This is a genomic window from Glycomyces salinus, from assembly GCF_016428645.1.
GTDB classification, from domain to species: Bacteria; Actinomycetota; Actinomycetes; order Mycobacteriales; family Micromonosporaceae; genus Glycomyces; species Glycomyces salinus.
In genome coordinates this window covers 1-23037 of the sequence record NZ_JAELXW010000003.1, presented here as the reverse complement: position 1 = coordinate 23037, position 23037 = coordinate 1, and the positions used below count along the sequence as shown (strand labels likewise).

General features: G+C 69.9%; 26 protein-coding genes and 2 tRNA genes. 14 read left to right on the top strand and 14 right to left on the bottom strand.

What is annotated here, in order from left to right; genetic code table 11:
* Positions 1-47 precede the first annotated feature (47 nt).
* Positions 48-407 (top strand): DUF488 domain-containing protein, encoded by a 360-nt coding sequence (locus JFB92_RS01140; RefSeq protein ID WP_199034059.1) that lies wholly within the window; start codon positions 48-50, stop codon positions 405-407.
* A gap of 1 nt (position 408) precedes the next feature.
* Here the strand turns inward: JFB92_RS01140 and serS are convergent, their stop codons facing one another.
* Positions 409-1665 (bottom strand): serine--tRNA ligase, encoded by a 1257-nt coding sequence (gene serS, locus JFB92_RS01135; RefSeq protein WP_199034058.1) that lies wholly within the window; start codon positions 1663-1665, stop codon positions 409-411.
* A gap of 66 nt (positions 1666-1731) precedes the next feature.
* On the opposite strand from serS, the gene JFB92_RS01130 reads away from it, so the two are divergent.
* From JFB92_RS01130 to JFB92_RS01110, 5 genes are all read left to right on the top strand, one after another.
* Positions 1732-2073 (top strand): metallopeptidase family protein, encoded by a 342-nt coding sequence (locus JFB92_RS01130; RefSeq protein ID WP_199034367.1) that lies wholly within the window; start codon positions 1732-1734, stop codon positions 2071-2073.
* A 165-nt stretch (positions 2074-2238) separates the two neighbouring features.
* Positions 2239-2649 carry a TOBE domain-containing protein gene (locus tag JFB92_RS01125; RefSeq protein ID WP_199034057.1) on the top strand — a complete coding sequence of 137 codons (411 nt, stop codon included), beginning with the start codon at positions 2239-2241 and terminating at the stop codon, positions 2647-2649.
* Positions 2646-3386 (top strand): molybdate ABC transporter substrate-binding protein, encoded by a 741-nt coding sequence (gene modA, locus JFB92_RS01120; RefSeq protein ID WP_199034056.1) that lies wholly within the window; start codon positions 2646-2648, stop codon positions 3384-3386. Before JFB92_RS01125 ends, modA begins: the two co-directional genes overlap by 4 nt.
* Positions 3383-4183 (top strand): ABC transporter permease, encoded by an 801-nt coding sequence (locus JFB92_RS01115; protein ID WP_199034054.1) that lies wholly within the window; start codon positions 3383-3385, stop codon positions 4181-4183. The genes modA and JFB92_RS01115 overlap by 4 nt, the downstream gene beginning before the upstream one ends.
* A complete protein-coding gene (locus JFB92_RS01110) occupies positions 4180-5235 on the top strand; it encodes a sulfate/molybdate ABC transporter ATP-binding protein (protein WP_199034053.1) in 1056 nt (351 codons plus the stop codon). Before JFB92_RS01115 ends, JFB92_RS01110 begins: the two co-directional genes overlap by 4 nt.
* Positions 5236-5240: 5 nt before the next feature.
* Here JFB92_RS01110 and JFB92_RS01105 read toward each other — a convergent pair whose 3' ends face one another.
* From JFB92_RS01105 to pheA, 4 genes are all read right to left on the bottom strand, one after another.
* Positions 5241-6494 (bottom strand): MFS transporter, encoded by a 1254-nt coding sequence (locus JFB92_RS01105; protein WP_199034051.1) that lies wholly within the window; start codon positions 6492-6494, stop codon positions 5241-5243.
* 68 nt (positions 6495-6562) lie between these two features.
* Positions 6563-7192 (bottom strand): winged helix-turn-helix domain-containing protein, encoded by a 630-nt coding sequence (locus tag JFB92_RS01100; protein WP_199034050.1) that lies wholly within the window; start codon positions 7190-7192, stop codon positions 6563-6565.
* Between the two features lie 123 nt (positions 7193-7315).
* Positions 7316-7981: a GOLPH3/VPS74 family protein gene (locus JFB92_RS01095; protein WP_199034049.1), complete on the bottom strand. Its 666-nt coding sequence runs from the start codon at positions 7979-7981 to the stop codon at positions 7316-7318.
* Between the two features lie 24 nt (positions 7982-8005).
* Entirely contained in the window at positions 8006-8923 is a 918-nt protein-coding gene (gene pheA, locus JFB92_RS01090) for a prephenate dehydratase (RefSeq protein ID WP_199034048.1), read from the bottom strand.
* A gap of 203 nt (positions 8924-9126) precedes the next feature.
* Here pheA and JFB92_RS01085 point away from each other — a divergent pair.
* The 6 genes from JFB92_RS01085 to JFB92_RS01060 all read left to right on the top strand — a co-directional run bounded on the left by JFB92_RS01085 (position 9127) and on the right by JFB92_RS01060 (position 13486).
* A tRNA-Glu gene (locus tag JFB92_RS01085) sits at positions 9127-9199 on the top strand.
* Between the two features lie 76 nt (positions 9200-9275).
* Positions 9276-9350, top strand: a tRNA-Asp gene (locus tag JFB92_RS01080).
* Between the two features lie 105 nt (positions 9351-9455).
* The gene (locus tag JFB92_RS01075; protein WP_199034047.1) at positions 9456-9926 is read left to right on the top strand and encodes a type II toxin-antitoxin system RatA family toxin; all 471 of its coding nucleotides are present in this window, start codon (positions 9456-9458) and stop codon (positions 9924-9926) included.
* A 30-nt stretch (positions 9927-9956) separates the two neighbouring features.
* Positions 9957-10454: a DinB family protein gene (locus JFB92_RS01070; RefSeq protein ID WP_199034046.1), complete on the top strand. Its 498-nt coding sequence runs from the start codon at positions 9957-9959 to the stop codon at positions 10452-10454.
* Between the two features lie 105 nt (positions 10455-10559).
* Positions 10560-12608, top strand: coding sequence for an RNA degradosome polyphosphate kinase (locus JFB92_RS01065; RefSeq protein ID WP_199034045.1), 2049 nt, complete (start codon positions 10560-10562; stop codon positions 12606-12608).
* Complete coding sequence (locus tag JFB92_RS01060) at positions 12608-13486, top strand: NUDIX hydrolase (protein WP_199034044.1); 879 nt, start codon at positions 12608-12610, stop codon at positions 13484-13486. Before JFB92_RS01065 ends, JFB92_RS01060 begins: the two co-directional genes overlap by 1 nt.
* Here JFB92_RS01060 and JFB92_RS01055 read toward each other — a convergent pair.
* The 3 genes from JFB92_RS01055 to JFB92_RS01045 all read right to left on the bottom strand — a co-directional run bounded on the left by JFB92_RS01055 (position 13483) and on the right by JFB92_RS01045 (position 16211).
* Complete coding sequence (locus JFB92_RS01055; protein WP_199034043.1) at positions 13483-14103, bottom strand: SRPBCC family protein; 621 nt, start codon at positions 14101-14103, stop codon at positions 13483-13485. The two genes, JFB92_RS01060 and JFB92_RS01055, sit on opposite strands and share 4 nt — an antisense overlap.
* Before the next feature lie 260 nt (positions 14104-14363).
* Positions 14364-15386: a DUF2332 domain-containing protein gene (locus JFB92_RS01050; RefSeq protein WP_199034041.1), complete on the bottom strand. Its 1023-nt coding sequence runs from the start codon at positions 15384-15386 to the stop codon at positions 14364-14366.
* 10 nt (positions 15387-15396) lie between these two features.
* Positions 15397-16211 (bottom strand): IS5 family transposase gene (locus JFB92_RS01045; RefSeq protein WP_199034039.1). Its coding sequence is split into 2 segments (ribosomal slippage): positions 15397-15881 and positions 15881-16211, totalling 816 coding nucleotides; the frame shifts between segments, so codons are not numbered across the junction.
* 170 nt (positions 16212-16381) lie between these two features.
* On the opposite strand from JFB92_RS01045, the gene JFB92_RS01040 reads away from it, so the two are divergent.
* Entirely contained in the window at positions 16382-17266 is an 885-nt protein-coding gene (locus JFB92_RS01040) for a hypothetical protein (RefSeq protein WP_199034037.1), read from the top strand.
* Positions 17267-17272: 6 nt separating this feature from the next.
* Here JFB92_RS01040 and JFB92_RS01035 read toward each other — a convergent pair whose 3' ends face one another.
* The gene (locus JFB92_RS01035) at positions 17273-18406 is read right to left on the bottom strand and encodes an alkene reductase (protein WP_199034035.1); all 1134 of its coding nucleotides are present in this window, start codon (positions 18404-18406) and stop codon (positions 17273-17275) included.
* Positions 18407-18462: 56 nt separating this feature from the next.
* On the opposite strand from JFB92_RS01035, the gene JFB92_RS01030 reads away from it, so the two are divergent.
* The gene (locus JFB92_RS01030; RefSeq protein WP_199034034.1) at positions 18463-18843 is read left to right on the top strand and encodes a MerR family transcriptional regulator; all 381 of its coding nucleotides are present in this window, start codon (positions 18463-18465) and stop codon (positions 18841-18843) included.
* A gap of 7 nt (positions 18844-18850) precedes the next feature.
* Here JFB92_RS01030 and JFB92_RS01025 read toward each other — a convergent pair whose 3' ends face one another.
* The 5 genes from JFB92_RS01025 to JFB92_RS01005 all read right to left on the bottom strand — a co-directional run.
* Positions 18851-19492, bottom strand: a complete 642-nt coding sequence (locus JFB92_RS01025; protein WP_233162131.1) for a response regulator — start codon at positions 19490-19492, stop codon at positions 18851-18853.
* A complete protein-coding gene (locus JFB92_RS26415; protein ID WP_199034033.1) occupies positions 19482-20798 on the bottom strand; it encodes a sensor histidine kinase in 1317 nt (438 codons plus the stop codon). Before JFB92_RS26415 ends, JFB92_RS01025 begins: the two co-directional genes overlap by 11 nt.
* Positions 20789-21523, bottom strand: a complete 735-nt coding sequence (locus JFB92_RS01015; protein WP_199034032.1) for an ABC transporter permease — start codon at positions 21521-21523, stop codon at positions 20789-20791. Before JFB92_RS01015 ends, JFB92_RS26415 begins: the two co-directional genes overlap by 10 nt.
* Before the next feature lie 25 nt (positions 21524-21548).
* On the bottom strand, positions 21549-22457 hold the full coding sequence (locus tag JFB92_RS01010; protein ID WP_199034031.1) for an ABC transporter ATP-binding protein: 909 nt from the start codon (positions 22455-22457) through the stop codon (positions 21549-21551).
* Positions 22458-22694: 237 nt separating this feature from the next.
* Positions 22695-23037 (bottom strand): hypothetical protein (locus JFB92_RS01005; protein WP_199034030.1); only part of this gene is annotated, 343 nt, incomplete at its 5' end.

Here is a 23037-nt window from a genome sequence, read left to right as displayed (position 1 = left end):
CGCCCCGAAACTACCCATTGACGCCCGCCGGGGCATACGGTTCCCTCATGGCCGACATCACGATTGAGCGCGTATACGACTACCGCCGCGACCCGGACCGCGCCGGCGCGGTCTTCCTGGTGGACCGGCTGTGGCCGCGCGGAGTCAGCAAGGCCGACCTCGACGGGGTCGAGTGGGCGCCCGACGCCGCGCCCTCCCCGAACCTGCGGATCTGGTTCGGGCACAGCGCCGAGCGCTTCGAGGAGTTCTCCGGGCGCTACCGGGCCGAGCTCGACTCCCGCCCCGAGCACGCCGAGGCGATCCTCGCCGCCGCCCGCTCGGGGCCGGTGACACTCCTCTACGCAGCCAAAGACCCGCAGGTCAACCACGCCGCCGTACTCAAAACCTGGTGCGAGGAGCAGCTGTAGTTCACTTCGGTTCGATGACGTCCTTGCCGAGGAACGGCCGCAGCGCGGCCGGCACCGCCACCGAGCCGTCCGGCCGCTGGTTGTTCTCCAGGATCGCGACCAGCCAGCGGGTGGTCGCCAGGGTCCCGTTGAGGGTGGCGGCCACGGCGTTCCTGCCGCTCTCGTCGCGGTACTTGACGTTGAGGCGGCGGGCCTGGAACGTGGTGCAGTTCGACGTCGAGGTCAGCTCGCGGTAGCGGCCCTGGCTGGGCACCCACGCCTCGCAGTCGAACTTGCGGGCCGCGCTGCTGCCGAGGTCCCCGGCCGCGGTGTCGATGACCCGGTAGGGCAGCTCCAGCTTCTGGAGCATCCGCTCCTCGAAGCCCAGCATCCGCTCGTGCTCGGCCTCGGCGTCCTCGGGACGGCAGAAGACGAACATCTCGACCTTGTCGAACTGGTGGACGCGGATGATCCCGCGGGTGTCCTTGCCGTAGGAGCCGGCCTCGCGGCGGAAGCACGAGGACCAGCCCGCGTAGCGCACCGGCTGCGACAGCTCCCCGAGGTTCTCGCCCGAGTGGTAGGCGGCCAGCGGCACCTCGGACGTCCCGACCAGGTACATCTCGTCGCGTTCGAGGTAGTAGACCTCGTCGGCGTGCTCGCCGAGGTAGCCGGTGCCCTCCATCGCCTCAGGCCGGACCAGGACCGGCGGGATCATCGGGGTGAACCCGGTCTCGACGGCCTGCTGGATGGCCAGGTTGAGCATGGCGAGCTGGAGCATGGCGCCGTCGCCGGTCAGGTAGTAGAAGCGGGCCCCGGAGGTCTTGGCGCCGCGCTCGGTGTCGAGCAGGCCCAGGGCCGTGCCGATCTCGAGGTGGTCGCGGACGTTTTCGGGGACGGCGGTCTCGCCGACCTCCTTGAGCACGACGAAGTCGTCCTCGCCGCCGGCGGGGGCCTCGTCCGCGACCAGGTTGGGGATGGCGTGCCCGGCGGCCTCGAAGGCGGCGGCGGTGGCGGTCACGCGGGCCTCGGCGGCCTTGACCTCTTCGGCGAGGGTCTTGGTGCGGTCGAGCAGGGCCTGCTTCTCGTCACCGGAAGCTTTGGCGATCTGCTTGCCCAGGCCCTTCTGCTCTGCGCGGAGGCTCTCGAAGGACTGGAGGGCACTGCGGTGGTCGGAGTCGGCGGACAGCAGCGCGTCGACGGCCTCGGTGGAGGCGCCCCGCTTCTGCTGGCTGGCGCGGAACAGGTCCGGATTCTCTCGCAATGCACGCAGATCGATCACCGCCATAGATTACCGGCCTGACTTATCCACGAGTCAAAGCCATATCGTGGGTGTGTGGCGGTAGAGATGAATGTCGAGGATTTCGAGGCGGCGGTGGCCGACGCGCTGGACGCGGTGCCGCAGCAGCTGATGGCGATGCTGGACAACGTGGCGATCCTGGTCGAGGAGGAACCGGACGGTCCGAATCGAACACTGCTGGGGCTGTATCAAGGGACGGCCCTGACCGACCGCGGCTGGGAGTACGGCGGGGTCCTGCCGGACACGATCACGATCTACCGGGGGCCGACGCTGCGGATGTGCTCCTCGGCCGAGGAGGTCGTCGAGGAGGTCGCGGTGACGGTGGTCCACGAGATCGCCCACCACTTCGGGATCGAGGAGGAGCGCCTCCACGAGCTGGGCTGGGGCTGATTCCGGGCCAAAGCCTTCAAATCGGACCCCCGGGGCCCCTTTTTCAACTCTGGCTCGCGGGTCCGACGATTCGACACCGCAAGTGCGCGCGAATCGGCATTGCAGTCTCGTGAATACGAGCCGTTTCCGGTTTTCTCCTCGCATCCGCGAGGATACGATTCGATAGTGACTGAGTTTCGGATCGGGGAGGCCGCCGAGCTGCTCGGGGTCAGCCCCGACACCGTGCGGCGCTGGATCGACTCCGGGCGGCTCGCCGCCGCCCGCGACGAGGCCGGGCGGCGGGTCGTCGGCGGCGCGGACCTGGCCGCGTTCGCGCGCTCCCGGGCCGCCGCGCCCGAGTCCGGGTCCGAGTCGTCCTCCGCGCGCAACCGCCTGCGCGGCATCGTCACCGACGTCGTCAAGGACACCGTCATGGCAAAGGTGGACCTCCAGGTCGGCCCGTTCCGCGTCGTCTCGCTCATGAGCCGCGAAGCGGTCGACGAGCTCGACCTCCGGGTCGGCTCGGCGGCCGTCGCCGTCGTCAAGTCGACCGCCGTCGTCGTCGAGCGCGCCCCCGGAGACAAGGAGGTCCCGTGAAACGCACCGCCGCCGCGCTCACCGCCCTCGCGCTCGCCCTGACCGGCTGCTCCGGCGGCGGGGACGACTCCGAGACGATCCACGTCTTCGCCGCCGCCTCCCTGACCGAGACCTTCGAGCGGATCGGGGCCGACTTCGAGGCCGACCGCCCCGGCGCCGACGTCGAGTTCAACTTCGCCGGCAGCTCCTCCCTTGCCGCCCAGATCGAGCAGGGCGCGCCCGCCGACGTCTTCGCCTCCGCCTCGCCGGTCAACATGGGCTCCGTCGTCGAGGCCGGGTACGCCGAGGACCCGGTCACGTTCGCCCGCAACCGGCTCGTCATCGCCGTGCCCGCCGGCGACCCGGCCGGGATCGCATCGCTCTCGGACCTGGCCGACCCGGCGCTGCGGGTGGCCGTGTGCGCCGCCGCGGTCCCCTGCGGCGCCGCCGCCGAGACCGCCCTCGCCGAGGCCGGAATCGAACTGACCCCGGCCACCTACGAGTCCGACGTCAAGGCCACCCTCGCGAAGGTCACCCTCGGCGAGGTCGACGCCGCCCTGGTCTACCGCACCGACACCCTCGCCGCGGACGACGAGGTCGAGGCCGTCGACTTCCCCGAAGCGGCCGCCGCGGTCAACGACTACGAAGCGGCCGCCCTCGACGGCGCCGGGGCGCCCGCGGCCGAATTCGTCGCCTACCTCGGCTCGGAGGCCGCGCTCGCCGTCCTCATCGACGCCGGATTCGAGGCCCCCTCATGAGGGCCGCGCCGCGCCGGCGCCGGCGGGTCCCGGCGGCACTGCTGGTCCCGGCGATCGCCGGCCTGGCGTTCCTGGTGCTGCCGCTGATCGGGCTGCTCGTGCGCGCGCCCTGGTCGACCATGCCGCAGCGCCTGGCCGAACCCGAAGTACTCCAGGCGCTCTGGCTCTCGCTGCGCACCGCCACGGCCGCGACCGCCGTCTGCCTGGTCTTCGGCGTCCCCATCGCCTGGCTGCTGGCGCGCGTCGACTTCCCCGGCCGCGGACTCGTCCGCGCCCTGGTCACCGTCCCGCTCGTCCTGCCGCCCGTGGTCGGGGGCGTGGCGCTGCTGCTCGTGTTCGGCCGCGGCGGACTGATCGGGTCCTGGATGGAGGACACCTTCGGGATCGGCCTGCCGTTCACCACCGCCGGAGTGGTGGTGGCGATGGCGTTCGTGGCCATGCCGTTCCTGGTCGTCTCGGTCGAGGGGGCCCTGCGCGGGGCCGACGAGCGCTACGAGGAGGCCGCCGCGACCCTCGGCGCGGGCCGCTGGACCGCCTTCACCCGCGTGACACTCCCGCTCATCGCGCCCGGGGTCGCGGCCGGGGCCGTGCTGTCGTGGGCGCGGGCGCTCGGCGAGTTCGGGGCCACCATCACCTTCGCGGGGAACTTCCCCGGAAGGACGCAGACCATGCCCATCGCCGTCTACCTGGCCCTCGAGACCGATCTGGAGGCCGCGATCGTGCTCAGCCTGATCCTGCTGGCCGTCTCCGTGGTCGTCCTGGCCGGGCTCCGCGACCGGTGGACGGCCGCGCCATGACCCTCCTGGACGCGAACCTCGTGGTCGACCGCGGCGCCTTCCGCCTCGACCTGCCGCTGCACGCCGCGCCCGGAGAGACCGTCGCACTGCTGGGCCCCAACGGGGCCGGGAAGACCACCGCGCTGCGGGCCCTGGCCGGCCTCGAGGCGCTCGGCGGCGGGCACGTGCGGCTCGACGGCCGCGACCTCGACCGCCCCGCGGACAGGACGTGGGTTCCGGCCGAGCGCCGCCGCATCGGCGTGGTCTTCCAGGACTACCTGCTGTTCCCGCACCTGAGCGCCCTCGACAACGTCGCGTTCGGACCCCGCAGGCGCGGCGCGCGGCGCGCCGATGCCCGCGCGGCGGCCGCGGCGTGGCTGGGGCGGGTCGGCCTGGAGGAGCTGGCGCACCGCCGCCCCGGACGCCTCTCGGGCGGCCAGGCCCAGCGAGTGGCCCTGGCCAGGGCCCTCGCGGTCGAGCCGACGCTGCTGCTGCTCGACGAGCCGCTGGCGGCCCTCGACGCCCGCACCCGCCTGGACACCCGCGCCGAACTGCACCGGCACCTGGCCGAGCACGCCGGGGCGGCCGTCCTGGTCACCCACGACCCGATCGACGCGCTCATGCTCGCCGACCGGCTCATCGTCGTCGAGGACGGCCGGGCCGTCCAGACCGGCGACGCCGAGGCGATCACCGCGCGGCCCCGGACCGACTATGTCGCCCGTCTTGTCGGACTCAACCTGTACCGTGGCCGGGCAGCGGGTCACACCGTCCACTTGGAAGGGGGTCGGGAACTGACGGCGGCGGACCCGCTCGACGGCGACGCGTTCGCGGCCTTCGCGCCGACCGCGGTGGCCCTGTACCGCGACCGGCCCGACGGCAGTCCCCGCAACACCTGGCACGCGACGGTCTCCGGCGTGCACCGCCACGGCGACAACCTGCGGGTACAGCTCGACGGCCCGCTCCGTGCGGCGGCCGACGTCACTCCGGCCTCGGCGGCCCACCTGGGCCTAGGACCGGGCCAGCGCGTCTGGGCGGCGGTCAAGGCCACCGAGATCCGCGTCTACCCGGCCTAGCGGCCTCACACCGAGGCCAGTTCGGGCTCGGGCTCGGTCACGCGCGCCTTCTCGGTCCGGACTCCGCGGCGCAGCATCGGCACGCAGGCGGAGACGACCGCGATCGTGGCCAGGCCGGCCGCTATGAACGCGGTCCGCACGTCCACGGCCGTCTCGAGGACGCCGCCGATGGCGAGCCCGATGAGCGAGGCGCCGTTGACCAGGCCGTTGATGCGGGCCGAGGCCCGGCCGCGGTACCGCTCGGGCACCCGCCGGGCCACCGAGATCTGCATCGAGGAGTTCTCGGTGGCGTTGAGGACACCTCCGAGCAGGTAGAGCGGGACCAGCAGCGCGACCGTCGGCAGCGGCGCTCCCATCGCCATGACCACGGCTCCGGTCAGACCCAGGCATCCCATGAGGATCCAGGCGACGGTCCCGGCGTCGGTGACGCGGCGGAAGACCGCGGCGGCCACCCAGGCGCCGGCGGCCATGCCGCACGTCCAGCAGGCGTTGATGAGTCCGTAGGTGCTCTCGCTGGCGCCGTACGTCTCCCTGACGAGGAAGACCTCGAGCACGTTGATGGCGGCCAGGGCCGCGACGGCGGCTCCGGTGCCGATGACCATCACCAGCAGGAGCCGGTCGGCGCGCAGCGTCCACGGCTGCCGCCTCGATTCCCGGTGCTCGGGCTCGGTGGCCCTGACGCCGCCGCGACGGGTGCGGATGTCGCAGGCGAGCAGCGCGGCCAGTCCCGCGCCGCAGGCCGCGGCGATCAGGGCCGTGCCGGAGCCGTGGTGGGCGATCACGAAGCCCGCGGAGGCCGGGCCGGCCGCCATGCCGATGAGCAGACCGGTCTGGATCATCGCCACGGCCCGGGGCAGGTCGTCCTCGGTGGTCATGTTGGGGACGAGCGCGCTGATCGTGGGCCGGATCAGTGCGTTCGCCGAGGAGGTCGCGAACGCCAGCACCAGCAGCGCCGGGACCGCGTCGGTGAAGGGCATGGCCGATATGGCGGCGGCCTGGAAGGCTCCGGCTCCCAGCAGGAGGATGCGGCTGTCGAAACGGTCGGCCATGCGGCCGGTCAGCGGAGCGAGCACGACCAGCGGCAGGATCGCGCAGATGATCATGGACGCGACGGCGATACCGCCGTGTCCGTCGGTCTGCAGGCGCAGCGCGAGGGTGAACTCGGCGGTGAACATGGCGGTGCCGGTGAGGAACGAGCAGGCCGCGGCGGCGTAGACGTCGGTCCAGCGGGTGCCCTCGAGGAAGGATGTGAAAGACATATTTCGAAAGTACTCTTTCACATCCAGGTATGAAAGAGGTTTTTCATATTTTCTCGATTTTTCCGCCGCTAAGGCAAGGGATAGAGGCGCAGCAGGTGCCTCACGATCACGGTCCCGTCCTCGGCGTCGCCGTTCTCGACATAGGCGAGCGAACGCCGGGCGTACTCCTCGATCAGCTCGTGGGCCCGCCGCTTGAACTCCTCGACCTCCTCGGGCCGCAGCCGGAACCTGCCCTCCGAGACCGTGCTGAGGTTCCGAAGCGCCGGGTCGTCCCGCCGTCCGCTCTCGAGGTACCGCAGGAACTCCTTCTCGCTCTGCGCCGCGAAGGTCGCGGTCATGGTGCGCTCGACCGCCAGGTCGGACTCGGAGGCGTCCTCCTCGGCCTCGATGTTGAATTTGTGGACCTTGAGCCGCCACACCCGCTCCCGGGCATCCCCGCGGCTCGGCGCCTCTTCGATGAATCCGGCCTTGGCCAGGGTCCGCAGGTGGTAGCTCATCGCGCTCGGGCTCATGCCCGCCTCCTCGGCGATCTCGGTCGCCGTGGCACCGTCGAATCCCTGGACGCGGCGGGCGCCGAGGAAATCGAACACAGCCATCCGCGCCGGGTGGGCGAGCGCGCGCATCCGCTCCGGGTCGGTGATGTGCTCCCGTGCGATCGGAGGTTCGGGCTCCGGCTCCATCGGCGGTTCCGGGGGCACGGGAGGCTCCGGCGGAACCGGTGGAACGGGCGGCACCGGCAGCTCGGACTCCGAATTCGAAGCAAATCCTTCAGGCATACCTCTAGCAAACCACGCCGCGCTCCGGAACAGTCCGGCCTCCGATCATCCTCCCGAGGACGAGGCGGCGGCGGAGGCTGCGGTCGCGGCCACGACCGCGGCCATCACCGCGGCCTGGGTCTCCTCCACGGCCTTGCGGGCGGCCTCCCCGGCCCACGAGCCTTCGGCGATCACCTTGAGCGCCTTGCGGACATCGCGCGGACGACGGTCAGGCACCGCCAGCTTCTCCATGTGCAACGCGTACACCAGGGAGGCGAGCGCGGCGGTGCGGGCGTCGAACGCCCGTCCCGCGTCGACGGCGGTGCGCAGGCGCGATCGGGCGTCGGCCTCGACGGTCGGCTGGCCCGGCAGATACCGGGAGTACGGGAACAGCCCGAGCGCCTTGTCACGGTGGTGGCGCAGGACCCCGCGCTCGACCAGCGATTCGCGGACGAGCTTGAGGCGGCCCTTGGCCGTCCGCTGCACCACCTGCTTGGGCTTGCGCGGCCGATCGGCCGCGATCTGGCGCAGGCCCCCGTCGAGTATCGGGTCGCCGAGGGGAGACGGGTCGGTCACGCGCACCGTCCCGTCCTCCATCCCGACCCGCTCGGCGAGAACGAGCTCGAGCAGGATCGCGCCGCCGAGGGCGGTCTCGACATGGCTTCCGGCCCGGTTGAACCCGGACCGGTCGTCATAGGCCAGCAGGAGGAGTTCGTCGAGCAGCGAAGTCATGCGGCCAAAGATAACTCCGGAAGGCTACCGGTGTCCGCGCTCCCGCAGGCTGTCCAACCAGGCGGCGGCGTCGGCGAAGTCGGCGTCGGTCTGACCCGGCGGCGGGCTGACCGGGTCGTCGGAGCGGTCGCGGCGGTAGGAGCCGAGGTACCTCACGTCGGCGCAGATCCGGTGCAGGCCCTTGAGCGCCTCGCCCATGCGGGCGTCGGCCAGGTGGCCGTTGCAGTCCAGGAAGAACGCGTAGCGGCCCAGGCCCTCCCCGGTGGGGCGGGACTCGATGCGGATGAGGTTGATGCCGCGGATGGCGAACTCGGTCAGCACCGCCAGCAGCGCGCCCACCCGGTCGTAGTCGATGTAGACGGCCAGGGAGGTGATGTCGTTCCCGGTCGGCTCGGGCGGCGGCCCGGGCCTGACGACGTGCACGAAGCGGGTCTCGGCCGAGGGGTTGTCGCCGATGTCGAAGTCCTGCACGGTCAGTCCGGCGGCCTCGGCGGTGAACGGGGCGCACACGCACGCGTCGACCTCGCCGCGGGCGACGCGCTCGGCGGCCTCGGCGGTCGACAGCGCCTCGGTCGCGCGCGCCTCGGGCAGCTCGCGCCGCAGGTAGCGGCGGACCTGCGCGAGGGCGTGCGGGTGGGAGGCGACCGAGGTGATCCGGTCGGCCGGCCGCTCGGAGGCCAGCACGAAGGTGACCGGGAGGACCACCTCCCCGGCGATGACGAGCGGGTCGCCGCCGGCGAGCTCGTCGGCGGTGACGGTGACCGTGCCCTCCTGGGAGTTCTCCAGCGGCACGAATCCGGCGTCGACCTCGCCGCGCCTGACCGCGTCGAGGACCTCGGCGACCGAGGACTTCGGGGTGGTACGGGCCCCCTTGGCCTCGGGCAGGCGCCGCAGCGCGGCCTCGGTGAACGTGCCGCGCGGCCCCAGGTAGGCGAACTCCATGGAGGCAACGCTAGCAAGGCGACCGCGGCGAGTCCCGCGAGCCGCGAATCGGCCTGGATGAGACGGCGGTCTCAACACCGCCCCGGCGTGGACGGGACGGTCGCGGTCACGTATGCTTGTCGGGCCCAAGCGGAATTCCGCGGTGGTAAAGCCCAGCGAAATCGAGATGCGGCACAATGCGCCTCCTGTCAATATCGCTGTGGGCCCCCATCGTCTAGAGGCCTAGGACGCCGCCCTTTCAAGGCGGTAACACGGGTTCGAATCCCGTTGGGGGTACGCCTAGGCGCGACACCGGTCACACGGAAGCGCCTGGTATAACTAAAGAGGTCTTGCGACCTTGATAGCGATTCAAGGTCTCGTGGAGCAGCCAGGAGTGCTCGCCGCCCTGTCAAGGCGGAGGTCGCGGGTTCAAATCCCGTCGAGACCGCAGTTTCAACCCGCTGGTTCACCAGCGGGTTCTTTTGTCGTTCGGGGACTTGTTTCGGTCCACATTGCTCAGGAATTCGGGGGCGGGGGCCAGAAGGGTGTCACCATGCCGCAGGTCGAGGCGCGCCGGGTCGTCGAGGCGCCGATCGAGGTCGCGTTCGCCGTGTCGCAGACGACCGGGGCTGTGCGTACGCGGTGGGATCCGTTCATCCGGTCGCAGTCGCTGCTGGACGGCGCCGCCGGACCCGGCAAAGGGGTGCGGACGCTCACCAGGCACCGACTCGGATGGCGGATGGTCAGCGAGTACGTGTCGTACCGGCCGCCGGGGAACGTGGGGATGACGATGGTCTCCGGCCCGTGGTTCTTCCGGGTCTTCGGCGGCGGGTGGCGGTTCACCGCCGAGACGCCCGATCGCACCGTCGCGGTGTGGAAGTACACCTTCACCTGCCGGCCGGACTTCCTGCGCCCGGTGGCCGAGCCGGTGGGGCTGTGGCTGCTGCGCCGGGACATCGAGCGCCGCATCGACGCCTTCGCACGGGCGTGCGCCGATCCGGAGATCGTCGCAGCCGCGAGCTAGCCTCGACCGGTGACTTGGACAGCACCTGACGTGAAACGTGAAGATCCCCATCTGACCGGCGGCGAGCGCGCGACGCTGGAGGGCTTCCTCGACTTCCACCGCGAGACCCTGCGTCTCAAGTGCGCCGGACTGAGCGCGGACCAGCTCAGACTCGCTTCGGTGCCGCCGTCGAACATGAGCCTGCTGGGGCTGGTGCGGCACCTGACCGATGTGGAGAACTGGTGGTTCCGCGAACTTCTGCTGGGCGATACCGACTTCGACCAGTACCACCGCGACGAGGAACCGGACAGGGCCTTCGAGGCCGTCTCCGACGCCGACCCGGCCGCGGTCCTCGAACTGCACCGGACGGCCATAACCGCATGCAAGGAGGCCGCTGCCTCTCGCAACCTGGACGACACCTTCGAGCACCCCCAGGGCGGACCGTCCACGCTGCGGTGGGTCTACGTCCACATGATCGAGGAGTACTCCCGCCACAACGGGCACGCCGACCTGATCCGCGAGCGCATCGACGGCGCCACAGGGGAGTAGCGGCGAACTCGACGCGTCCGCGAGGCTTCGGTGCACCGCGGCGGCCGAGGCGATTTTCAAGGCGGATTCACCAACCGTTCACTTTTCTCGATAACATTGTGATGTATGACGAATAGTGAGCCTGTTCCCCTCGTTGGGGCCGATTTGCCGCAGGACCGGTTCCTCGACCGCGAGGAGAGCTGGCTGCGGTTCAACGGCCGCGTGCTGCGCCTGGCGCAGTCCCCGGAGCTGCCGCTGCTCGAACGGGTCCGCTTCCTGTCGATCTTCTCGTCCAACCTCGACGAGTTCTTCATGGTCCGCGTGGCCGGCCTCATGCGCCGCATCGCCACCGGCCTGCCGGTGCGCACCTCCTCGGGGCGCTCGCCCCACCGGGTCCTGAGCCACATCGCCGGCCTGGCGCACCAGCTGAGTCTGGAGCACGCCGCGTACTTCCGCGACGAGATCGCCCCGCTGCTGGCCAAGGAGGGCATCGAGATCCTGCGCTGGGAGGAGCTGGCCCCGAGCGAGCGAGCGCTGATGCACGAGCTGTTCAGCACCAGCGTCTACCCGGTCCTCACCCCGCTCGTGGTCGACCCGGCCCACCCCTTCCCCTACATCTCGGGCCGGTCGCTCAACCTCGCCGTCCAGGTCCGCGACCCCCGCAAGGGCGTCATCCGCTTCGCGCGCGTCAAGGTCCCGCCGCTGCTGCCGCGGTTCATCTCGGTGGGCGACGGCCGCTTCGTGCCCCTCGAGGACGTCATCGCCGCCCACCTGGCCCAGCTGTTCCCCGGCATGGACGTGCTCAGCCACCACACCTTCCGCGTCACCCGCAACCAGGACCTGGAGATCGACGAGGACATCACCGAGAACCTGCTCCAGACCCTGGAGCGCGAGCTGCTGCGCCGCCGCTTCGGGCCGGTGGTGCGGCTCGAGGTCGAGGACACCATCGACCCGGGGGTGCTCGATCGGCTGACCACCGAGCTCGACGTCGGCGACGAGGTCGTCTACCGGCTGCCCGGCCCGCTCGACCTGGAGGGCCTGGGTGCCATCGCCGACCTGGAGCGGGCCGAGCTGAAGTACCCGCCGTTCCGGCCCTCCGAGGCCGTGCTGCCGCCGGACGCCGACCTGTTCGCGGTCATGCGCGAGCAGGACATGCTGCTGCACCACCCCTACGACTCGTTCACCGCCTCGGTCGAGCGGCTCATCGAGGAGGCCGCGGTCGACCCGCAGGTGCTGGCCATCAAGCAGACCCTCTACCGCACCAGCGGCAAGTCCCCGATCGTCGACGCCCTCATCAAGGCCGCCGATGCCGGCAAGCAGGTCGTGGTCGTGGTCGAGATCAAGGCCCGCTTCGACGAGCAGGCCAACATCGACTGGGCCCAGAAGCTCGAGCAGGCCGGCTGCCATGTCATGTACGGCATCGTCGGCCTCAAGACGCACTGCAAGCTGGCGCTGGTCGTGCGCCAGGAGAACGACGGTTCCCTGCTGCGCTACAGCCACATCGGCACCGGCAACTACCACCCCAAGACCGCCAGGCTCTATGAGGACTTCGGGCTGCTGACGACCGATCCGGTGGTCGGCGAGGACGTCAACGCCGTGTTCAACCACCTGACCGGCTACTCCCACTCAGAGGAGCACTCCAGGCTGCTGGCCGCGCCGCACTCGCTGCGCCCGGGCCTGATCGACCGGATCGAGCGCGAGGCCGCCAACGCCGAGCGGGGGCTGCCGGCGCGCATCCGCCTCAAGTGCAATTCGCTGACCGACGAGGACATGATCGACGCGCTCTACCGGGCCTCGCGGGCCGGCGTCGAGATCGACCTGCTGCTGCGCGGCATCTGCGCGCTGCGCCCGGGCGTGCCGGGCTTGTCCGAGAACATCCGGGTTCGCAGTGTCCTGGGCCGCTTCCTCGAACACTCACGGGTGTACGTGTTCGAGAACGCCGGGGACCCGGAAGTATGGTTGGGCTCTGCGGACCTGATGCACCGCAATCTCGATCGGCGTGTCGAGGTGCTGGTGAGGGTGACCGGCGACGCCCACCGGGCGCAGCTGATCTCGGTGATCGACCGCGGTATGGAAGATGGAACGCGCACTTGGCGGCTGGGGCCGCTGGGCCTGTGGACGCGGCCGCGCACCGGCATCGACCACCAGGAAGTACTCATGCAGGAGCACCGTTGATGCAACCGGAGATCTTCGCCGCGGGCGCGGTTCTGTGGCGTCCGGGCCCGGACGAACCCGAACTGGCCCTGATCCACCGACCCAAGTACGGCGACTGGTCCTTCCCGAAGGGGAAGCTGAAGAAGGGCGAGCACCTGCTGGCCGCGGCCCAGCGGGAGGTCTTCGAGGAGACCGGGATCCGCCCGGTGCTCGGTCGGCCGCTGGCGCCGTCGTTCTACGACAAGGAGGGCCGCCTCAAGCGGGTCGACTACTGGTGCGCGACCGCCGCCGCCGAGGCGGTGGACCAGGCGGTCGATCCGCGCGAAGTGGACGGTCTGGAGTGGGTGCCGATGAGTCGGGCCGCGCAGCGGCTGACCCACGAGCGCGACCAGCCGGTCCTGGCCGACTTCGCCGGCAGCGCCGTGCGCGGGACGGTGCCCTACATCTTCGTCCGGCACGGCATCGCGACCTCGAAGGCGGACTGGTTCGACCTGGACGAGCTGCGCCCGCTGAATCTGCGCGGCCGCGAGCGGGCGTCCGAACTGGAGGTGTTGCTCTCCAGCTACCCGGCCGGGGTCGCTTACAGCTCCAACAGCGCCCGCTGCCTGGAGACCCTGCTGCCCTACTGCGCGGCCGAGGGCGTGCCGCTGACCGGGCTGCCCGAGCTCACCGCGGGCACGGCCAAGCCCGGCCAGGCCCTGGATCGGGTGGACCGCCTGCTCGACGCCGCCGAGCCCGCCGTGGTCTGCGGCCACGGCGAGTCCATCGGCGAACTGGTCGAGCACTTCTGCGACCGCCTCGGCGCGACTCCGCCGGAGAACCCGGCGCTGTCCAAGGGCTCGTTCTGGGTCTTCCACACCCACGAGGGCAAACTCGTCGCCACCGAACGCCACGATTAGTCGGCGAGGTCGGCTTCGGCGCCTTTCCGCATCGCATCGACGGTGTCGACCATCATGGTGGTCAGGGCGCCGTCGACGTAGTTCTGGAGCAGGGGCCGGACCAGAGCGTTGGTGGGCTGGAGCGAGTAGGTCCAGGTGAGCCTGGTGCCGTCGGCCTCGTCGGCGTACTCGAATCGCGCCACGCCGTGGTCGACGAACAGCCGCTGGCGGCCGGTGAAGCCCCAGATCATGTACTCGAAGGTCTCGTCGGTGTCCCGCAGGACCTCCTCGGCCAGGTAGTGGCCGTCCTCGAACTCGACTCGGCGGCGATCGCCGGTCCGGTCCCCGGCGGGATCGAAGTCGCCGGTGATCGGCGTGGTGCCGACCACTTGCGGGAGTTCGTCGTTGCCCTGCATCAGGTCGCCCAGTTCGAGGTCGGGCTGGTTCACCCACGCAAGGAAGTCCTCGCTGGGCAGGTCGATGAACACGGTCTCGGTGTGGCTGATGTAGCCGTCCTCGGCCAGGGCCGGGGCGGGGTCGGTGTAGTCCGGCGGTTCTTCCGGAGGGGCGAGGTACCGCATGACGCCGACGGCGGCCACGACTGCCGCCACCAGGACACCGGCGATGACGAAGAGCAAGATCCTTCTCCTGTCGGTTCCGCGTCGCTTGCGCACAATGTAGCTTCCGATCACTGAGGTTGACGTTGTCAACCGACATTAGTCGATGATGTTGACAACGTCAACCTGACGATGATTCGCCCAAGGGCGCGGCGCCACCCAAGGGCTCGCTCTGGGCCTTCCACAACCACGAGGGCGAGCTCGTCGCCACCGAATGACACGACTAAAAGCTGGTTTCAAGTTCGTTGTCGGTGGTGGGCCTCCAACGCGGCTGGTTGGTGTTACGAGCGAGTCGGGATGGCTGCGTAAGAGCGACCGTGCGGTGAGGTCAAGGCGGTCGGAATGCCGTCGACGGCGAGGAGGAAGCGGCCTTCTGTGCCGGTTCCTTCCGGGAGCTCGGCGGTGATGTCGGGGAATACCGCGGGCGCCTCGTTGCTGATCCAGGTGCAGTCGAGGTCATGGACCGTGTGGCGGAAGCGGGCGCGCTGTTCGGCGGGGAGGTAAGCGAGTACCGCCGAGTGGAACACCACGAGGCGCGCTTCGGGCGGCGCTGCGGTTGCGGCTTCTGAGAGGGCCTCGTTCAGGTCGGCGGTGACCAGGAGCGGGGGTTCCTGGGCAAGGACTGCGGCCGCTTGCGCTATCCGCTCGCGGCGATCGTGGTGTTCGGGCCAGACGAGCGATTCGAGCCATGAGCGGGTGTCAGGGTCGGTTGCATCCAGCGGGTTGCGGTCGATACCGGCGCGCCATACGATCTGCGGCAGCCGGGTCGGCGCTGCCGCTTGGCGCAGTTCGCATTCGAGGACTACCTTGCTCGGTCCGTTTTTGGGATCGAGTCTGGTGCTGCCGGAGGAGGTGTTGTAGCGGTAACTGTAGCGATCGGGATACAGGCAGAAGCCGGCGGAGGACCCGACTTCCAGCAGCGCGATCGGGCCCTCGATTGCGGCGAGAATAGGGAGCAGCGTCGCGCAACGCGCCGCTTCGTTGGTCTGCGTCGCGCGCTCAAGGATGACCGGCAGCACCAGTGCCCACCGCTCCAGCAGCCATTTCCGCCACTGCCGGTAGTCGCTCACCGGTGCGCCGAGGTGCCGCGAGGCGGCGAACACGAGATTCGGCTGCCGCTTCGAGGGCGGCAGTTCGGCGATGCGGTCACAGATGGTGTCGTCCTCGGAGACCCTTGAGGCCAGTTCCTCGTAGGTCGGCGAGACGCCCTCGGCTTCCACTGCGGCGAATCGCGCATAGAGGCGAGCGACGTCGGCCGACGAAGACGGTGCAGCGGCAGGTCTGTCAGTTGCATTGTGCGACATGCCCTCGATCCTATGAGCGTGCGTTATGAGCTCGGGCGAGGCGTCTCCAGCAGATGAGAGCGGCGGCGAGTTTGGTGAAGCCTTCATGCATGAGCAGGTGACGGTCCCAGCGGATGGCGAGGCGTTTGAACTGGTGGAAATGTGCGATGGATTGTTCGACTACCCACCGGATGGTCCCGAGCCCGATGATCTTCTTGCGGCCGCGCTGCGGGATGATCGGCTCGATACGTTTGGAGCGCAGCCAGTCGCGGAACGCTTGGGAGTCGTAGCCGCCGTCGGCCAGGATCACCTCGGGTCTGCGACGCGGGCGGGCGACCCGTCCGGCCACGGGCGGTATCGCTTCGACAAGGTCCTGAGCGGCCTTGATGTCGGGCACATTCCCTGCGGTGGTGATGATCGCGAGCGGGATGCCTGCCGAATCGCAGGCGATGTGGTGTTTCGTGCCAGGGCGGCCGCGATCTACTGGTGAGGGACCGGTTCCCTCGTCCCTTTTTTAGCCCTGACATGCGAACCGTCGACGCAAACCGTTGACCAGTTGATCTCGCCAAGCGCGTGCAACTCGGACAACAGGAACCGGTGGAGGCGGTCCCAGACCCCTGCCTCGCACCAGCGGCGGAACCGCCGCCAGCAGGTGATGCCAGACCCGAACCCAAGCTCAGGCGGCAGGTGCTTCCAGTTGATCCCGGTATAAAACACAAACAAGATGCCCTGCAAGCACTTCCGATCATCGAGCGGAATCGGACCGCGTGTTCCGGGCCGGTGGACTGGCAGCAGAGTCTCCACCTGGAACCAGAGTTCCTCATCGATCTCCCAGGGCTTCGCCATGCCGGTTCAACGAGCAAACCCGAAGCCGCGTGGCGCACAACCAGTCCGATCACCGGCGAACTTGAAACCAGTTTTAAGCCCCATTTTCTGTCGCAAATCCGACAAACGCACACCTTCGGCGTCACTCACTCGTTTCACATGCGAACCGTTGACACGAAGGGATGCCCCCGATGCCAGGCGACGCTCACGAGATCATCGTGAAGGCCATCCAAGACGAGCCGCTCACGGCCGCATGGCTGATGGACCTCGTCGACATGGACCGCCGAGCCGAGGTCTGCGCCGGTGCCGAGACTCGCGCCAACGCGGTCGGCTCACCGGGACTGACCGAACGGCGAGCCGACGCGGTGGTCAAGTTGTCCTTTCCCGGAGAGGAGGACCGGATCGTCATCTGCAAGGTCCAGAACGACTGGAAGGACGAGAAGTACTACCGGCTTCCCGGCTACATGGCCCGCGCATTCGAGGATCACCGGCTGCCGGTTGAGCTGGTACTGATCTGCCCGACTGATTCGCTCGCCCGCAGGTACTGGGAGGGCATCTACTTGGGGCCTGAGAACTCCATCTCAGTGCATTCGCTCGGGCCGTCGCATTTCCCGCAACTCATCAACTCGTCCGACCTGCCGACAGCGGGGGCCGCAGTGGTGTCGGCAGTCATCGGCAGGAGGCCGAAAGGGCGCAAAGCCGAACTCTTCATCTCCACGCTCGACCACTGGCTCGGTAAGATCGATCCGGGGCGAGCCGCCGACTACACGATGTATCTGCTCACGGTGCTGACCGGAGAGCCCGCCGAACTGCTGGAGGCACTCATGCAAACGAAGTCACGGCCTTACCACTCCGAATACAGCGACCGGCTGCGCAGCGAGGGTCGAGAAGAAGGCCGAGAAGAAGGAGCGGTGCATCACGCCCGCAACATCGTGATCATGCTGCTGGAGAACCGGCACGAAGGGCCGACACGCCGACAGCGCGAGCGCGTCGAGACCTGCACCGACCTCGGCCGGCTCGACGCCTGGATCAAGGCCCTGTCAACGGACCCGGAGGCGGACCTCTTCGACGAGTAGCGCATATCAGCTATCTACGGCAGCCGCATCCGATCGGATGCGGCTCTCGAGCGTCGGGTAGTCCAGGTAGCCGGTCTCGTCGCCGCCGTACATCGGCACGTCCTCGCGGACGGGATTGAGCGGCGCGTCGACGCGGAGGTGTTCGACCAGGTCCGGGTTGGCCAGGAACGGCCTCCCCAGGGAGATCAGGTCGGCGCCGGCCGCCAGGAGGTCCTCGGCCCTGCTCCTGCCACCGTCGGCGGGGATCGGCAGCTCCCTGCCGAGGACCGGGTTGGCGACCAGGGCGGCCTCCCAGCGCCGCCGCAGCTCGACGAACAGCGGATCTGCCGGGTCGGCGTAGACGACGTGGAGGTAGGCGATCCCGGTCGGCGTGAGAGCGTCGAGCAGCGCCGGATAGAGCCGGTCGGCGTCGTCCATGGCGATGCCGTTGTCGGGGTTGTCCGGGGAGACGCGCAGGCCGACCCGTTCGGGGCCGATCACGGCGGCCACGGCCTCGACCACTTCGACGACGAACCGGAGGCGGTTCGGGATCGAGCCGCCGTAGGCGTCGGTGCGGCGGTTGGTGCTGGTGGCCAGGAACTGGTTGAGCAGGTATCCGTTGGCCGCGTGGACCTCGACGCCGTCGGCGCCGGCGCGGACCGCGTTGCGGGCAGCCGCAACGAACGCCTCCACAGTGGATCTGATGTCGTCCGCGGTCATCTCGCGCGGCACCGGTGCGTCCCGGTGTCCGCTCCGGGTGTGGATGCCGCCGGGCAGGGCGACCAGCGAGGGCGCCATCGGGACCAGCCCGCCGTTGTCGGGGTGGCCGATCCGGCCGCCGTGCTCGAGCTGGAGGACGATCCTGCCGCCGGCGGCGGCGACCGCGTCCGTGACGCGCTGCCAACCGGCGACCTGGGCGTCGTCGAAGATCCCGGGGATGTCGGGATAGGTGAAGCCGACCTGCGCGGGCGAGCTCGCCTCGGCGACGATGAGTCCGGCGCTCGCCCGCTGAGCGTAGTACTCGGCCATCATCGGGGTCGGCACGCCGTCGGCGGTGGCGCGGTTACGGCTCATCGGGGCCATGACCAGGCGGTTCGGCAGCTCCAGGCGACCGATCCAGGCGGTGTCGAAGAGGCTCGGGGCCTTGCGTGTCTCCGTCATTCGCGTACCGTAGAAGTTGACACCAGTGTCAGGTTCAACGAATTGTGAGGAAGGCCATGCGCATCGGGGAGCTGGCGCGCCGCACCGGCGTGAGCGAGCGGTCGCTGCGGTACTACGAGCAGCAGGGCCTGCTGGAAGCCGACCGCACCCCCGGCGGGCACCGCGACTTCGGCGAATGGGCCGTCGACCGGGTCGTCCGCATCCAGGTCCTGTTCGCGGCCGGGCTCAACAGCGAGGCCGTCGGCCGCATGCTGCCGTGCATGCGCGACAGCGACGGCGGACCGAACGAGGTCGCCACCGATACCCTCGCCAGGGACCTGACGACCGAGCGCGAGCGCATCGACCGCGCCATCGCGGACCTGACGCGGACTCGGGCGATCCTCGACGAGGTCATCGCCACCGCCCGCCTGCCCGAGGACGCCGAACCGGGCCGGTGACGGGCCCTCAGCGCCCGCCCGGTTGCAGCAGGCCGCGCTCGTAGGCCGAGGCCACTGCCGCGGCACGGTCGCCGACCTCCAACTTCGCGTACACGTGCAGCAGATGGGTCTTGACCGTGGCCTCGCCGATGAACAGCTCGGCGGCGATCTCCCTGTTGCTGCGCCCCTTCGCGACCAGCGCCAGCACTTCGATCTCGCGGTCGCTCAAGGGCCCTCGCGCCGGGCGGCGGATGCGGTCCATCAGCAGCGAGGCCACCGACGACGACAGCACCGTCCCTCCGGTGTGGGCGGTGCGGATGGCGCGCCGCAGCTCCTCGGGCGAGGCGTCCTTGAGCAGGTAGCCGCTCGCCCCGGCCTCGATCGCCGGCAGCACGTCCGAATCGGTGTCGTAGGTCGTCAGCACCAGCACCTTCGACTCGACGCCGCGCTCGGCCAGGCGGCGGATCGCGCCGACCCCGTCCACGCCCGGCATCCGCAGGTCCATCAGGATCACATCGGGGCGCAGGACGAGCGCCCGCTCCACGGCCGAGGCGCCGTCGGCGGCCTCGCCGACCACCTCGATGCCCTCGCCGCCGAACATGCCGCGCAGCCCGTCGCGCACGACCGGGTGGTCGTCGACGACCAGGAGCCTGATCACCTCATCGGGCATCGACCACCGCCTTGGGTACCGCCGGGAGGCTGACGGAGACGACGGTGCCGCCGCCCGGGGCCGACTCTATCGACACGCTCCCGGCCAGGCGCGCGACCCGCTGCCGCATCGCGGCCAGCCCGAACCCGCCGCTGACGTTCGACTTGACGCGGGACGGCTCGAATCCGACGCCGTCGTCGCGCACGTCGAGCGCCACTTGATCATCCATGTAGGACAGCGTAATGCCGACGCGGCCCGCCTCGGCGTGCTTGCCGACGTTCGCCAGCGCCTCCTGCGCCGTCCGCAGCAGGGTCACCTCTATCTCGGGGTGCATGGGCCTGGCCTCCCCGGTCGCGGTGAACTCGACCGGCACTCCGCCGTTCGCCGACCACTTGGACGACTCCTCGGCGAGCGCGTCGGGCAGGTGCGCCTCGGCCAGCGTCGGCGGCCCGATCGCCTGGACGGTCCGCCGCGCCTCGGCCAAGCTCCGCCGGGCCAGGTCGGCGGCGCTGTCGAGGTGGCGGCGGCGCTCGTCCTCGCCCGCGGACCCGTCGGCGGCGTGGAGCTGCGTGATGATCCCTGCCAGCCCCTGGGCGACGGTGTCGTGGATCTCGCGGGCCACGCGCTGGCGCTCGTCGAGCATCCCGGCCTCCCTTGCCTGCGTCATCAACTGCATGTGGAGCCCGGCATTCTCGGCCAGTGCGGCCTCCTTCGCGGCGAGGGCCTCCTTGCGCTGCCTGCTTAGCTGGAAGATCTTCTCGCCCATCAGGAAACCGCCGCTGATCGCGAGCGTCTGGATGAGGACGATGACCGTGAACGTCGCGACGCCGTCGGCGCTGACGTCGCCGACGAAGAGGCTCTCGAGTCCGCTGGAGCCGCCCTCGGTGCCGGCGAGGCCGGAGTTGATGACGACCGAAGACGCTCCGACCCCGGCGACCACCGCCGGGAACGGCCGCAGTACCCCGGCGTGCATGAACCCGGTGATGACGAAGATGAAGAACAACCCGTCCCGAAACATCAGGTACGCGCCGAAAGCGAGCATGACCACGAAGTACACCGCCAACGCGACCGCCGGAGCCTCGGCCTTCGGCCCCAGCCGGGTATAGGTCAGGTAGACCCAGGTGGCGGCGGCGAGGGCCACGGCGAGCGTGACGAGCCGGTACGACCACGGCCGGTCCGAAAGAACCAGACTCAGCACGGTGCTCAGCGCCAAGGTGACGTACGGGAGCCAGCCGAGGATGCGCTCGTAGAGCTCGTCCAGCCTCGACTCGTGGTCGTCGAGCTCGTCGACGACCCGCGTCGCCTCCTCCACCGCGATCACTCCCACTTGAAGACCTTGGCCGACACCGCCCCGAACAGCAGCGCCGTGCCTCCCATTATCAGCAGGGGCCCGGCCGCCGGCGCGGTCCCGTTCCAAGCGTCGAGCAGCGACTGCACGCCGGGCGGGGTGAATTCGCCGATCCGGACGATCGCCTCGGGCATGAAGAACCTAGGCACGTAGACGCCGCCGAAGAACATGACGACCATGAACACGACCGTGGCCAGGCCGGTTGCGAGCCGGTTGTTCGGCGCCAGCGCCGCTATGAGCAGGCCGATCGCGAACACCGCGCCCATGCCCAGGATGAAGGCGATCGCGAATCCGAGAGGATGCTGCGGCAGGGGCACGCCGTAGGCCAGCCGCCCGACGGCGATGACGACCACCACCGAGACGACGGTGGAGGCGAGGCTGACGGTCAACTGGGCGCCGAGCAGTTTCGCCGGATGGACGGGGGTGGTCCACATCCGCCGCAGCATGCCGCGCTCGCGGTAGGTCGCCATGATCGCAGGAAGGCTGGTCAGGCCCATGATCGCGACGACCATGACCACCACCGAGGGCGCGAAGTAGTCGATGAAGCGCACGCCGTCGAATTCCTCGGAGGGCTCGCGGAGCGCCGGGACGGCACCGAGCCCCAGTATCAGGACGGTCGGCAGGAGCAGCGCGACTCCGAACGTCATCGGTTCGCGCACCAGCAGCCGGGCCTCGGTCCGGGTGAGTTTCCAGAAACTGTGCATTGCGGACTCCTGTCGGCGGTCGCGGTTACTGTTCGAGGGCGCGGCCGGTGAGGGCCACGAAGGCGTCGTCGAGGCTGGCCTGGTCGACCCGCAGGTCGGCGGCGACGATCTGCTTGCGGGCCAGCACGGAGGTGACGGCGTGCAGGAGATTGCCGCGGCCGGTGACCACCGTCTGGGCTCCGGCATGCTCGACACCGGTGACCTCGGGCAGGTCCAGCAGGAGGGTGTCGTCGAGCGGCGCGGAGGGCCGGAAGCGGACCCGCTGCTCCTCGCCGGCCCGCTCGGCCAGGCCGGCGGGGGTGTCGATGGCGACGACCTTGCCGGAGTCGATGACGGCGAGCCGGTCGCAGAGCCGCTCGGCCTCGTCCATGAAGTGAGTGACCAGGATGACGGTGACGCCGGAGTCGCGCACCTCCTCGACCAGTTCCCAGGTGTCGCGCCGGGCCTGCGGGTCGAGACCGGTGGTGAGTTCGTCGAGCACGGCGACCTTGGGGCGGCCGATCAGGGCCAGAGCGATCGAAAGCCGCTGCCGCTGACCGCCGGACAGCTTGGCGTACTGGGTCTTGCGTTTGGGGCCCAGGCCCAGCATGTCGATGAGGCGTTTCGCGTCGGCCGGGTCGCGGTAGAAGGAGCTGTAGAGGTCCAGGGCCTCCTCGACCCGCATCTTGTCGGGCAGGCTGCTCTCCTGGAGCTGGGCGCCCAGCATCTGCTTGAGTTCGGCGCCGTCGCGTCCGGGATCGAGCCCAAGGACGGAGATCCGCCCCGAGTCGGGGGTCCGGAGTCCTTCGACGCATTCGACGGTGGTGGTCTTGCCCGCGCCGTTGGGACCGAGGATCCCGAAGATCTCGCCTTCGTCGACGGTGAACGAGACCCCGTCCACGGCCCGATGCGAACCGTAGTCCTTGACCAGGTCCTTTACTTCGATGACCGGCATGTCGTCCTCCTCGATGTGTGCGCTGTCGAGGCTCACAGAATCGGGACGGGACGGCATCGGGCGCGCGGCGGAGGCTCCGGTGGATTCGGCGCCTCCACCGATCGGTGGATGCCGAGCCGGGCCTCGGCGGCCCGGCCCGGGGTTCTGATTCAGTCTTCGCCCATCAGGCTCGTGCGGGTCGGTCCCGGTCGCCGAAGGCCGGGCCCGCCATGGCGTCCCGGATGGGTTCGGCGTCGTTCACCGTGGTTCTTCGGCTACCGCCGGTGGTTCGTCATCGTCGGGGTCGTCCTCATCGGCCCAGCCGTAGAGTCCCTGGGTCTCGAAGACCCCGGCGACGATCCGGCAGCCGAGGCGGTCGGCGCGGTCGAACAACGCCGTGAGGGCGTCGTCACCGGCATCGGGCGGGACGATGCGGGCGAGGACGGCCCACATCAGGGCCGGCTGCTCGCTCGTCGGCACCTCGAGATAGCGGCTCGGTTCGCCGTAGCAGGCCTGGATGAGGGCCTCGGCGCGCCGCCAGCGCAGGTCCGGTCGTGCCTGGCGGAGTCCGGTGGTGCAGTCGGCGAGCTCGGCCCGGTCG